Annotated in this window: 10 protein-coding genes; 5 read left to right on the top strand and 5 right to left on the bottom strand. The window is 49.1% G+C overall.

All coding sequences use genetic code 11. The features are described from left to right. Window positions 1-8: 8 nt before the first annotated feature. The 3 genes from ACMXI2_RS21000 to nirB all read right to left on the bottom strand — a co-directional run bounded on the left by ACMXI2_RS21000 (window position 9) and on the right by nirB (window position 4,318). On the bottom strand, window positions 9-1,331 hold the full coding sequence (locus ACMXI2_RS21000) for an alginate export family protein (protein WP_483778029.1): 1,323 nt from the start codon (window positions 1,329-1,331) through the stop codon (window positions 9-11). A gap of 85 nt (window positions 1,332-1,416) precedes the next feature. Beyond that, on the bottom strand, window positions 1,417-1,794 hold the full coding sequence (gene nirD, locus ACMXI2_RS20995) for a nitrite reductase small subunit NirD (protein ID WP_483778028.1): 378 nt from the start codon (window positions 1,792-1,794) through the stop codon (window positions 1,417-1,419). A 25-nt stretch (window positions 1,795-1,819) separates the two neighbouring features. Then, the gene (gene nirB, locus ACMXI2_RS20990; protein WP_483778027.1) at window positions 1,820-4,318 is read right to left on the bottom strand and encodes a nitrite reductase large subunit NirB; all 2,499 of its coding nucleotides are present in this window, start codon (window positions 4,316-4,318) and stop codon (window positions 1,820-1,822) included. Between the two features lie 185 nt (window positions 4,319-4,503). Here nirB and cobA point away from each other — a divergent pair, with 185 nt between their 5' ends. Then, on the top strand, window positions 4,504-5,289 hold the full coding sequence (gene cobA / locus ACMXI2_RS20985; protein WP_483778026.1) for a uroporphyrinogen-III C-methyltransferase: 786 nt from the start codon (window positions 4,504-4,506) through the stop codon (window positions 5,287-5,289). Continuing rightward, a complete protein-coding gene (locus tag ACMXI2_RS20980; RefSeq protein WP_483778025.1) occupies window positions 5,276-5,968 on the top strand; it encodes a Crp/Fnr family transcriptional regulator in 693 nt (230 codons plus the stop codon). The genes cobA and ACMXI2_RS20980 overlap by 14 nt, the downstream gene beginning before the upstream one ends. A 66-nt stretch (window positions 5,969-6,034) precedes the next feature. On the opposite strand, the gene ACMXI2_RS20975 is transcribed toward ACMXI2_RS20980, so the two are convergent. Continuing rightward, a complete protein-coding gene (locus ACMXI2_RS20975) occupies window positions 6,035-6,709 on the bottom strand; it encodes a Crp/Fnr family transcriptional regulator (RefSeq protein ID WP_483778024.1) in 675 nt (224 codons plus the stop codon). A gap of 110 nt (window positions 6,710-6,819) precedes the next feature. Here ACMXI2_RS20975 and ACMXI2_RS20970 point away from each other — a divergent pair, with 110 nt between their 5' ends. Both ACMXI2_RS20970 and ACMXI2_RS20965 read left to right on the top strand, forming a co-directional pair. Further along, window positions 6,820-8,619: a chloride channel protein gene (locus ACMXI2_RS20970; protein WP_483778023.1), complete on the top strand. Its 1,800-nt coding sequence runs from the start codon at window positions 6,820-6,822 to the stop codon at window positions 8,617-8,619. Between the two features lie 116 nt (window positions 8,620-8,735). Continuing rightward, entirely contained in the window at window positions 8,736-9,746 is a 1,011-nt protein-coding gene (locus ACMXI2_RS20965; RefSeq protein WP_483778022.1) for an MBL fold metallo-hydrolase, read from the top strand. Between the two features lie 3 nt (window positions 9,747-9,749). Here the strand turns inward: ACMXI2_RS20965 and ACMXI2_RS20960 are convergent, their stop codons facing one another. Then, window positions 9,750-10,586, bottom strand: coding sequence for a class I SAM-dependent methyltransferase (locus ACMXI2_RS20960; RefSeq protein WP_483778021.1), 837 nt, complete (start codon window positions 10,584-10,586; stop codon window positions 9,750-9,752). A gap of 156 nt (window positions 10,587-10,742) precedes the next feature. On the opposite strand from ACMXI2_RS20960, the gene acnA reads away from it, so the two are divergent. After that, complete coding sequence (gene acnA / locus ACMXI2_RS20955) at window positions 10,743-13,469, top strand: aconitate hydratase AcnA (protein ID WP_483778020.1); 2,727 nt, start codon at window positions 10,743-10,745, stop codon at window positions 13,467-13,469. Window positions 13,470-13,618 lie beyond the last annotated feature (149 nt).

Genomic DNA, 13,618 nt, shown 5'->3' with positions numbered 1-13,618 from the left:
TTTACAGATTATTTAATCAGAAATTCGGGCCGGATATTAACCGATATATATGCCCAGTTACTGTTTGCAGCAGCGTTTTTTACATTTTTAACAGTAGGGGACGACAGGGTAGCAGTACTCCAGAAATGGCTGTAACCTGCTTCCAGTCCTATCATTTTGGTAAGGGTGTAATTCGCTGTTACATCTGCCTCTGTTCCAAACTGTTTATTCATGCCCGTTACATCGGCTGCACTGAAAAACTCGTGTACGTCGCCGGTCAATGCCCAACGCGACCCCGGCTTTAGTTTCGTTTTTACGTAATAGTCCTGTAATCCTTTATTCCCAAATCCGCTGGCCACATAGAAGTAATCCATATTGCCCCAGAACTTATGAGGGGTACCATACAGCGGATCAAAATCCGGACTGGTATAATCCGCTCCGGCGCCAGCGCTGAACGCTTTATTCACACTATAAAAGAAAGAACCTGAAAGTAAACTGCCGCTCACCGTTTGTCCGTTCCCGTTGGTGCCAAACTGATGATACGCGGCAGCTGTATAGGTAAATCTGTTAAATGCCTGTGTGTAAAATAACCCGGTGGTCAAACGGGTGTTTACTGCTCCTTCATATACTTTTACGGCCACATGCTCTACACTGTCGATGTGGTATTTTGAAAACTGATCTGCCAGGAAAAGAAAGGATAAATTACCCTTGTTCAGCTTCCTGGATACATAGGCAAATTCCAGGCTTTTGTACATATTGCCGCCATTGGTGTTTGCGGTATAATTACCGGGAGGCGTGGCATTGTATACGCTGCCGTTGGCATTTTCTTTATTCTGGTTAAAGGCGGCGCCCACATGCAGGGTCCACGCATTACTTTCGTATTTCAACACCGCTGCATCGTGCCGGCGGCCCTGTTGCAGCCAGTCGAGATTACCCAGTAAACGGCTGTCGTCATACACCAGTTCCTGGCGGCCGATCTTTAGAGAAAGACTTTTATTCTTCACCACGGTATCTGTCAGCAATACCTCCGCCCACGCTTCATGCAGCATAAACCCGTTATTATCCGGGGTAGTGGTACGGTTAATAGTAGAGCCATCCTGCCCCCAAACACGTACATCCTGTACCGTTAGTCCCAGTTTGATCCGGTAAGCACTGAAGCCGGCCATTAACCGGGTACGCTGAGAGGTGAAGAAAGCTGGTGCGGCGCCATCGGGCTGCGGAGCGCCTTGTCCGTTACGTAGTTCGGTGCGGGTTCTGAGTTGCGCACCGAGTGTGAGCTGGGCATAGCCGTACTGCGATAACAGCAGTCCGGGAAGTATCAACGATACCTTGCCTGGAAACCATTTTTTCATGTAACTTTGGTTGATTTTGAATGAGCCAATCATTTCCGGATCAGAAGCCCGGTTAGCCTGCCAGCTACCGGGTTTCGTTTTTTTATTATACACCTGCCATCTCCATCTCAGTGGCTACGCCTATATATACCATGTCGTCCACGATCTTTACAGGGTAGGTGGTGAGGGAACATTCGTGTTCGTCAGACAGGCAACGGCCATCTTTCAGGGAGAATGTTTTTTTATGAAAAGGACAGGCTACTTTGGGCTCATCTTGTACAGTGCCGGTCATACCGCGGCTGAGTGCCATCTGCTGGCGGTGCGGGCAAAGGTTCTGGGTGGCATACCATTCATTTCTGCGGGCAAAATAGAACAGGGCTATCTGCTCCTCTTTATACTTTACGCAAACGCCGCCATTGGTAGGTACATCTGATGTTTTGCAAGCCAGGAACCAGCTGGTAGTAGTTGTGTGAGTAGTAGACATAGCAGTGTATTTTTGTGTAAAGAGATTATTTCCATTCAGCGGCTTTCTTCTGAGCACGCATCGTTTCAAATTTTACTGTCGGATCTTTGTCGGTTGGTGCGTTTACGAAGTGGGAGAAACGCTTGCGCAGTTCAGGGTTTTCCACCACTTCGCGCCATTCGCATTTGTAGTTATCTACCAGCAGCTGCATTTCTGATTCGAGCTGGGTGGCAATACCAAGACTGTCATTCAACACCACATTGCGTAAATAGTCCATACCGCCATCCAGCTTGTTGAGCCAGGTAGCAGTGCGTGTCAGCGGATCGGCTGTTTTGATGTAAAACATCAGGAAGCGGTCGATGTATTGAATACAGGTTTCGCTGTCGATGTCTGATGCAAGTAATTGTGCATGTTGTGGTTTGGAACCGCCGTTACCGCATACATACAGGTTCCAGCCTCTTTCGGTGGCAATGATGCCAAAGTCTTTCGACTGCGCTTCTGCACACTCCCGGATACACCCGGATACGGCCGATTTAATTTTATGCGGCGCCCGCAATCCACGGTAGCGTTCTTCTATGCGGATGGCGAAGCTCACGCTGTCGTGCAGTCCGAAGCGGCACCAGGTGGAGCCTACGCAACTTTTTACTGTGCGGAGCGCTTTACCATAAGCATGGCCGCTTTCAAAACCTGCTGCAATTAATTCTTCCCATATGTTTGGCAGATCGCTTAGGTGTGCGCCAAACAAGTCGATACGTTGTCCGCCGGTGATTTTCGTATAGAGGTTATATTTAGTACCTATCTGCCCGATCACTACCAGTTTTTCCGGTGTAATTTCTCCACCGGGAATCCGGGGCACTACGGAGTAGGTACCGCCTTTCTGGATATTGGCAAGGTAGCGGTCGTTGGAATCCTGCGCAGTGTCATTGCCTTTGTCCAGGATCATATCATTCCACAAACTGGCGAGAATAGAGGCTACCACTGGTTTACATACTTCGCAGCCTTCGCCGCTGCCGTAATGGTCCAGTACTTCATCAAAGGAACGGAGTGATTTTACTTTGATGAGGTCCAGCATTTCCTGGCGGGAATATTGGAAGTGCTCGCATACCACGTTACGGATATATTTGCCCTGTGCCTTCATGGTGGCGGTGATCAGATCTTTCACCATTGGCGTACAGCCACCACAGCAGGTACCGGCTTTGGTGCATTTTTTTACTTCATCCAGTGTTTCACGGCCATCGGTTACTGCCTGGCAGATAGCGCCTTTGCTTACGCTTTCACAGCTGCAGATAATGGCTTCATCCGGAAGGGCGGTAACGCCGGCGCCGGCATCGGCACTGCCGCTTCTGTTACCCAGCAGTAAATCTTCCGGGTTGGCCGGCAGGACCAGTTTGTTTTTGGTGGTTTGCAGCAGCATGTTGTAGGCGGCTGCGTCACCTATTAATATACCTCCCAGCAGGAACTGGCCATCCCGGGTAATGTTGATCCTTTTGTAAGTGCCTTTGAATTTATCTTCAAATACAATGCTGTGGCAGCTTTCCGGAGCAGGGAACGGGTCGCCGAAGCTGGCCACATCCACGCCGATGAGTTTTAATTTGGTGCTCATATCAAACCCCGTGAAGGCTTTAGCTTCACCGGCGATATGGGAGGCGGCCACTTCTGCCATTTCATAACCCGGGGCCACCAGGCCGTAGATCATGTTGTTGTAAAGTGCGCACTCACCGATGGAATATATAAAGGAGTCACTTGTCTGCATCTGTTCGTTTACCACAATGCCACCGCGTGGGCCAATGGCGATACCGGCAGCACGCGCCAGCTCGTCGCGCGGTTTAATACCGGCAGAAACTACCAGGATGTCTGTCTCCAGGATAGTATCGTCGGAAAACTGGAGCCCTGTTATTGCTTCATCTCCCAGTATCTCCCGGGTGTTTTTACCAGTAAGCACTTTCAGTCCCAGGCCGGCCAGTTTGTTTTGGAGGATGCTCGAACCCTGTTCATCTATCTGGCGTGGCATGAGGCGGGGGGAAAACTCCACCACATGCGTATTATTAATACCGAGGTCCAGGAGAGCTTTGGCGGCTTCCAGTCCCAGCAACCCGCCGCCTATAACAGCGCCGCTGCTGGCTCGGGGGGCATATGCCTTCATCATTTCCAGGTCTTCTATAGTGCGGTAAATGAATACGCCTTTTTTATCCATGCCGGGTACCGGTGGTACAAATGCAGCAGAGCCGGTGGCCATCACCAGGTAATCGTAGGTTTCCACGATACCTTTATAAGACTGCACCGTTTTATGGGTGCGGTCAATCTGTAGTACCGGGTCGCCGAGGTGCAGGCGGATGCCCCGCTCCACGTACCAGTCGGCCGTAGCAAGCAGGAGGTCGTCGGCTGTTTTGCCGTCAAACCAGGAGGTGAGATGTACGCGATCATAGGCGGGACGGGGTTCTTCTCCAAATACAACCAGTTCAATCGGGGTGTCGGCAGATTTGGAAATGATCTTCTCACAAAATTTGTATCCCACCATACCGTTTCCTATAACTACTATTTTCATTCGATTATATTTAAGGATCAGAAATCTTGAATTATATTATTAAATAATTAATATAATAGTATTTTTTGCTTTGGAGATGATTTTTAAGGTAGGTGTATGATGTTAATTATAAAATTAAGCGTTTTTGTTTTAATTTTAGGCATGCATAGCTGTTAAATAATCACATAATTTTAAATACAATATGTATGCAGGTAGCAATTCCATCTCTATCTTTAGTCGGAGCAGGACCGGGAGATCCTGAAATGATCACGCTGAAAGCGATTAATACCATCCGCCGGGCCAACGTCATATTATATGATGCATTGGTAAACGAATCCCTGCTCACTTATGCCTCGCCGGGTGCGATCATTAAGTTTGTAGGTAAAAGATATGGTTGCCATGCCCTGTCTCAGCAGGAAATAAATCACCTGATCGTGGAAATGGCACTGGCTCATGGCCATGTGGTACGGCTCAAAGGTGGCGATCCCTTCATATTCGGCAGGGCTGTGGAAGAAATTGAAGCCGCCAGGAAGCATGGGATCAAAGTGGCTATTGTACCAGGGATCTCCAGCGCAGTAGCAGTACCGGCATCCCAGATGATACCGCTTACCTGCAGGGGCGCCGCGGAAAGCTTCTGGGTAACCACCGGTACCACCAAAAGCGGCGATATTTCAAAAGACATTGCGCTGGCGGCACAATCTACTGCAACGGTAGTAATATTAATGGCCATGAGTAAACTGGAAGGTATCATGGATATCTTTCATGCACACGGCAAAGCAGCTACACCGGTAGCCATTATCCAGGACGGCACTACACCACAGCAAAAAATGGTGATCGGTACCGTAAAGGATATTGCCTTACGTGCACAGGCCGCCGGAATGGGAAATCCTGCTATTATAGTGGTAGGGGAGGTAGTAAAGTTGCAATCCATGCTGGCAGATGAAACATTACAACAATTACAAAACAGCAATACAATACATGAAGAAAGATAAACAGGGTTGTGATGGTAAAACTTGCCTCCTTTGCCGGTTATCCCTGAAAGAATGGGCCCCGGCAACAGCATTGTACCGCAAAAATTTTACCCTGAACAAAGGAGAAACCCTGTTTAAAGAAGGTGATAAAGTAGAAGGCATCTACTTTATTTATGAAGGCCGCATGAAAGTGCATAAACACTGGGGCTCCGAAAAGGAACTCATTGTCCGCTTTGCACAAAAAGGCGATATCGTTGGCCACCGCGGTATAGGCGGTACGGAACATCATTATCCCATATCAGCCACTGCATTGGAGCCGGTAAAAGTTTGTTTTATAGAGATGGACTTTTTCCAGGCATCTCTTAAAATTAATCACGACCTGCTGTACGAACTCATGCTGTTTTATGCACAGGAACTGCAAACGTCCGAAAAACAGATGCGTAACCTTGCACATATGTCTGTTAAAGGCCGCATGGCCAATGCACTGATACTACTGCAACAAAAGTTTGGCTTCAACAAAGACGGATTTATTGACCTCGCACTTAGTAAACAAGACCTCGCTTCCTACATCGGGGCTACTTATGAAACCACTTTCCGGGTATTGAATGAATTGATAGAAGAACGGCTGGTAGCCGTTTCAGGGAAAAGTATCACTATTTTGAACGAAGATAAACTACTCCGGCTTACCGAGACCAGTTAGCCTGCCAGCGGGCATTTCCGGATCAAGTCCACCTCAAAGCCATGTATGCGTCGGGTTTACTTCCACTCAACCTCCAACAATATACCTGCGCAGCTTCTTTTCGTTTAATATCGTTATCGCCCTGCCTTCCGCAGTAATCAGTTTCTCCGCAATAAACTCCTGCAAATTGCGGTAAATAGTTTCATAGGTAGTGCCTGCAAAAGCCGCAAGATCCTGGCGGCTGATGGTAAAATGAAGCGCCTTATGCAACCGGCTGAGTTCCAGCAAAGCATCTGCCAGCCTGCCTTTTACGTCCATATGCACCAAATTGCGCATCTTCCGTTCTGCTTCCTGTAATTCGTCGGCATAAAACTGCATCAGCTTCAATGCCAGGCTGGGGTTCACTTTCAGCGACGCCTCAAAAAACGACAGCTCCGTATAACACACCGTGGTGTCTTCCAGCGCGGTGGCGGAAACAGTATACAGCCGCTCTCCACTGCCCAACCCACGATGCCCAAGGATATCCCCTTTCTGCGCAAAGCGGACAATAAGTTCTTTTTCGGCCCCCCATTGCTTATGCACTTTCACTTTGCCATCATACAAAAAAAAGATCCCCTTCACCGGGCTGCCCTCCTGGAAAATCGTTTCATTCTTCTTATAAAAAAGATGCTGCCTGTGATCTGATACCGCCGCAATCCATTCAGGAATGCTGTACTGGCATAAAAAACAGGTGTTCAGATCGCAGGTTCCGGCTTTTTTCATGACTGCAATACTAATGTTTTTTCACGTTTTTGGAAGAAAAAATAGGTTTTAATATGATTTGAATCATATCTTTGTGTTTTTTTAAAGATGTAATTGTCATTTTATATAGTATGAATCACAAAAAAGAGCAGAAGTTTGCCGGAAACATGTCACGGAGAGTATTTTACCTCAGCCTGCAGGCATGTATCAACGCCCTGGTCATTGGCGTAGTGGCAAAAGCACTGGTGTTGCTGATCAGTCTCATTACCAATCTGTCGTTTTACGGGAAATTTTCATTTGAAGAAGCAGGGCCGGCAGGAAACCACCTGGGCACGCTGGTAATCATAGTACCCATTATAGGCAGCCTGATAGTAGGGGTGATGGCGCGTTTTGGCAGTAAAGCCATCCGCGGTCATGGTATCCCGGAAGCAATGGAAAACATCATCGGCAATGAAAGTAAGATTCCGCCGGTAATCACATTGCTGAAACCACTGTCCGCCGCCATCTCTATCGGCACCGGCGGTCCCTTTGGTGCGGAAGGCCCCATTATCGCTACCGGTGGCGCCATTGGCTCATTCACGGGACAGGTAATCCATATTTCTTCCGCAGAAAGAAAAGTATTGCTGGCAGCAGGCGCCTGCGCCGGTATGGCCGCGATCTTCGGAAGCCCGCTGGCAGCTATTTTGCTCGCTATTGAACTGCTGCTGTTTGAATTCTCTCCCCGTTCGGTGATCCCAGTAGCTATAGGCTGTATCGCCGGCGCCGGGATGCACATCCTGTTGTTCGACAGCACCCCGGTTTTTGCCATGCCCCCAATCCCCGCCGTAACCGATATTGCCCTGGTCACTTATGTGCTGATGGGCGCCATAGTGGGCGTAGTGGCGGCTTACGTGTCGAAATCCGTTTATTTTGTGGAAGACCTGTTTGAGAAATTGCCCATCCACTGGATGTGGTGGCCGGCACTCGGCGCCATCGCGGTAGGTGTGATCGGCTACTTCGCTCCACACACAATGGGTGTGGGCTATGATAACATTAAAACACTGTTAACCGGCAACGCGCCGCTGGCACTGCTGGTATCACTTTGCGTCCTCAAGTATCTTTCATGGGTGATCTCCCTGGGTAGCGGTACCTCCGGCGGAACACTGGCTCCCCTGTTTACCATTGGTGGCGCTTTTGGGGCGTTACTGGGTGTGGCAGTGATGCATTTATTCCCCGGCAGCGGCATCAACATCGCTACGGCGGCGTTGATTGGTATGGCCGCCATGTTTGCCGGCGCCTCCCGCGCATTGCTCACCGCCATTGTATTCTCACTGGAAACAACCGGGCAAACACACGGCCTCCTGCCGCTGATAGCCGCCTGCACGGCCGCTTATTTTGTGTCGTTCTTTCTCATGAAAGGCAGCATCATGACCGAAAAGATCCGCCGCAGAGGCATTGTCACCCCGGAAGAATATACCCCCGATATGATGCAGCTGATCAATGTGGCGGCCGTGGCCACCAACACCCCGGTAGTGCTGGATGAACAAACAACCCAGGCGCAGGCACATCAGTTGCTGCAAACAGTCTTTTATCACTACCGCTACCTGCCGGTAACAGATAAGACCGGGCATTTCAAAGGATATATTAACCGGCAGCACCTATCGGCCGTAAACAATACGCCTCTCAGGGAGCTCCTGGAATCATCTGCGCCCTACCTGTATCCCGCCGATGATATCAATCTCGTTACAGAACTCTTCGATAGCTATCCGCCGGATATCCTGGCAGTACTCGATGCAGGAAAGAAATTAACAGGCATCGTCACTGCCGATGCGGTGCTGAGAACCTATGGCGAACGCCGCAGGGCCACCGCAAAGTATCATTCTGCTTTCTATGGCAATACCCGCCTGCTGCGGTTAATGGCACGGGGAAAACGCCTGCTGGCACGGCCTTAATAACTGACATGATGGTTGAAATGCAGGTCCGCTCTTTGGGGTGGACCTTTTTTTAACCCGGTAAAATATTCTCCCGCGTTGCCCGTCTTCGTATAAAAGCTTCTTAACTTTAATACATGCAACGGAAATTACCTTCCATAAAAGAAAGAATACAACACTCTCAGAACTTCCGGAACGGAGCCTTTCAGAACCTCTCCATTACGCCGGTAAAGCCGGAGGATGTTACTTATTTCACCATGTTTCGCAAAGTACTGAAACGCCCGGCAGATGTACGGCCTCCCGGACTAATGCCAACGGTGCGCACCGATCTGAAAGCACTATATTCGGAAAAGCCTGTGGTCACCTGGTTTGGACACTCTTCTTACCTCATCCATGTAAAGGGATTTAATATACTGGTAGACCCCGTGTTTAGCGGCAGCGCATCGCCCATGTCATTTATGGTAAAGGCATTCCCCGGAGCAGATGCCTATACGCCCGCCGATATGCCGGAAATAGATCTCATGATCATTACCCACAATCACTATGATCATCTTGATAAAAAAACATTAGCACAGCTAAAGTCCCATACTAAAAGAATATATACCAGCTTGGGCGTTGGCTATGATCTGCAGCACTGCGTGGCAACCGGCAATAATATCACGGAAATGGACTGGTGGGAAACCCATGAAATCGCAAATGATATCATCCTAACGGCTACGCCTGCACGACATTTCTCCGGCCGTGGATTTAAAAGAGGCGGCAGCCTCTGGTCTTCTTTTGTACTGGAAATCTTCGGGTATAAGATTTTTATCGGGGGAGACTCCGGGTACGATACGCATTTCAAAGCCATTGGTGATAAATTTGGTCCGTTCGACCTCGTGATACTGGAATGCGGACAATACAACGATTACTGGCCTTTCATCCACATGAACCCGGAAGAAACCGTGCAGGCGGCCATCGACCTGCAGGCACGAGCCCTGCTGCCGGTACATTGGGGCAAATTTGTACTGGCTATGCATGCCTGGAATGACTCCCCGAAGCGAGTGACTGCCGCAGGCGCACAAAGAGGTCTGCTTGTCGCCACACCCCGCATAGGAGAACCGGTAACCGTAGGCGCACATTATCCCCAGGAACATTGGTGGGAGTAGTCCCTAGATCCGGAAGCTCACCATTTCTACAATACCTTCACCGGGCGCATGAAACAGCTGATTGTTCCCGGTGAGCTTTTTTTCCGTTTCACACAATGGCTCCACTATTTCCAGTATACCATCCAGCCGGTACAGTAAACCGGCAATATCTGCGCGGTTATTCATATTTATAGGCCGGCCAATATAGCTTTCCAGCACGTCTTTCACCACTTTGTGATAAGACAGGAATCTGGCAGGTACCTCTTCTTCAGATAAAGAATAATCCAGCAATACCAGGTTATGCTGTTGCAGCGTTTTAAACAACTGCATTACCTGCACAAACGCATTGTTGGAGATATAATGAAGCACGCCCTCAAAAACAATGATCGCCGGAATCTCTTCCCGGTAGCCGTTTTCCAATAATTTACTCCATAGTAATGCAGTATCCGTTATATCGCATTTGATAAAACGGATCAACGGGTTGCCCGGCATGATCTCCTCATAGAGCCGTTGCTTTTCTTCGATATATCCATTGTCCACCTCTATGATTCCGCTGATCTGTTGCGGGTAATTTTCCAGGAGATATAAAGATAAAGGGTCCAGTCCGGCGCCGAGCATAATCACCTGTTGACCCGGAAACGCGGGCATACGCTCCCGCAACATCCTCCGGATACTTTGTTTGCGCAGGCAGATCACATCTGTAATAAATGGATATTGTTGTTTCAGTTCATCATAGAAACCGCTGGTTTCGCTAAAATCGATCGCTTCTATATACTGCTGCTGCAGTGCTGTGGTATACAATTGCATGGCTGCTTCCAGCACCAGGCGGGAAGTGGAGGGTACTTTTAATTTTTCGGTCATTTTGAGGTGTATTTATAATAAAGCTAATATAGGCCAATGCATAAGCACGGCAGGGTTATTTTAATATTAATCGTTCCTGAACGGTTCACAATAAGGTATATTTAATAAACAAAATGGTAGCATCATTGTTTCACTAAAATGTCAACAACTCAGATTATGCAGCCACGTATCGCATCACTCAGCAAACTGGAACAGGACGGTAGAAAAATCTCCCGGTTGCCTTTCTCGATCAGGATCTTACTGGAAAATGTACTGCGGAACCACGACAACTTCGCCATCACCGACGAACACCTGGAAACACTGGTAAACTGGGACCCGGCAGGAACGGACAAAGAAATACCCTTTAAACCCGCCCGTGTACTGATGCAGGACTTTACCGGCGTTGCCGCCGTAGTGGATATTGCTTCCATCCGTGCAGAAGTGATCCGTAAAGGAAAAGACGGTGCAAAAATTAACCCGGCCATCCCGGTGGATCTCGTGGTAGATCACTCCGTGCAGGTCGATTTCTTCGGAACAGATTACTCCTATACAAAAAATGTGGCCTATGAATATGAACGTAATAAAGAACGTTACCAGCTGCTCAAGTGGGCACAACAGGCTTTCGATAATTTTACGGTAGTACCGCCAGGCATGGGTATCTGCCACCAGGTAAACCTGGAATACCTCGCCAAAGGCGTTATAAGCCGCGATGGCTGGCTGTTTCCCGATACATTGGTTGGCACCGACTCACATACCCCGATGGTCAACGGTATCGGTGTACTGGGCTGGGGCGTAGGCGGTATTGAAGCAGAAGCTGCTATCCTGGGTCAGCCTATTTATTTCTCCTGCCCCCAGGTAATCGGGCTGCGTCTCACCGGCCGGCTCACAGAAGGCGTTACTGCCACCGATATGGTACTTGCCATCACACAACTGTTGCGTAAATACGGGGTGGTCGACAAATTCGTGGAAGTATTCGGCGACGGGCTGGACTTCCTCTCTGTACCTGACCGCGCCACTATCTCCAATATGTCGCCGGAATTTGGCTGCACCGTTACCTATTTCCCGATAGATACGCAAACGCTGCAATACATGCACCGCACTAACCGCTCCAAAGAAGATATTGCACAAGTGGAGAATTATTGCAAAGAAAATATGCTCTGGCGTCATGGCAGCGAACAAATCACTTATACAGATATTATCGAACTGGACCTCGGACAAATACAATCCGCGGTAGCCGGGCCTAAGCGGCCGCAGGACCGTATCCTGGTCCGCGATCTGCACAACGAGTTTGAAACCCTGCTCAGCAAGGAATTTAAACGCATGTATACTCCCGAAGGAAAACGCCGCGACACCGCCTGGCTGTCGGAAGGTGGTTCCGGTACCGCCTTTACCTACGAAATACAAAAGCAGGTGGAAGAAGTAGCGGTAGAACTGGACTATCTTAAATCCGTACGTATTAAACTGAAAAATGAAGAATATGTACTGAGCGACGGCGCCATTACCATCGCCGCTATCACCAGCTGTACCAACACCTCCAATCCAAGTGTGATGATAGGAGCAGGGCTGGTAGCGAAAAAAGCTATCAGTCGCGGGTTGTATGTAAAACCCTGGGTGAAAACCAGCCTGGCGCCGGGTTCAAGGGTGGTAACGGAATACCTGAAACGCTCCGGGTTACTCTCCGAACTGGAAGCGCTGCGTTTCCATATCGTTGGTTACGGCTGTACTTCGTGTATTGGTAACAGTGGTCCGCTGCCGCCGGCCATTGCGGAAGCGGTGGAGAAAGGAAACCTGGTGGTGGCATCTGTGCTTTCCGGCAATCGTAACTTCGAGGCAAGGGTACATCCGCAGGTGAAGATGAACTTCCTCGCCTCGCCATTGCTGGTGGTAGCCTACGCCATTGCCGGCCGCATCGATGTGGATATGCTCACCGCCCCGCTGGGCTACGACCCCAATGGCGAACCTGTGTATCTCCGCGATATCTGGCCCACCCAGCAGGAAATCAACGACGCCGTAGCCGCCGCAGTAAAGCAGGAAGACTTTGAGAATATCTACAAGGTAATATTTGACGGTGATGAACAATGGCGCGGTTTATTGGCGCCCTCCGGGAAGGATTATCACTGGAGCAACGACTCCACCTACATCCGGGAAGCGCCGTTCTTTAACGGCTTGTCCGAATTCCCGCTTCCCGTGGAAGATGTAAAAGGTGCACGCGTGCTACTGAAACTGGGAGATTCCGTCACCACGGATCATATCTCTCCGGCAGGCTCATTCAAACCGGATACGCCGGCGGGCAAATACCTGCTGGATCATGGCATTGATCCACGCCTGTTTAACTCCTATGGCTCCCGCAGGGGAAACCATGAAGTAATGATCCGCGGCACCTTTGCCAATGTGCGTATTAAAAATGAGCTGTCGCCCAAAGAAGGTGGTTTTACCACTATTATTCCATCCGGAACAGTATTGCCCGTTTATGATGCGGCGCAGCAATATGCCGCTAAAAAAGTGCCACTGATCATACTGGCCGGAAAGGAATATGGCAGCGGTTCTTCGCGCGACTGGGCCGCAAAGGGTACCAACCTTCTCGGCGTAAAAGCAGTGATTGCTGAAAGCTATGAACGTATTCACCGCAGCAACCTGGTAGGCATGGGCGTACTTCCACTCGAATACCTGGAAGGAGAAAATGCAAACACCTTAAAACTTACCGGAACTGAATTGTACACAATCAGCGATATTGCTGCTGGTCTCATTCCAAATAAAATACTAACGGTAACGGCTATCCCGGCAGAAGGGGCGCCCATTGTTTTCAAAGTAAAATCAAAGCTGAACTCCCTGATAGAAATTGAGTATTATCGTCATGGTGGTATTTTGCAGTATGTGCTGCGGGCGTTTCTTGAAAAAGCGTAGGATCGCCTTCGGCGATGTTAAATTGTCTTGGTGCAGGATTTTGGGATTAACCGTGATTCCGTTGATTTTCCCACCATCTGTTATAAATATTTAGGGGAGATAGAAGCGAATTCGCTTCTATCTCCCCTAATCTTTTAAAATCCAAAATA

The organism is Chitinophaga sp. G7 BAM 1005, from assembly GCF_057126945.1.
The sequence above is the reverse complement of the archived record's forward strand: the minus strand, read 5'-3'. Positions and strand labels throughout refer to the sequence as shown.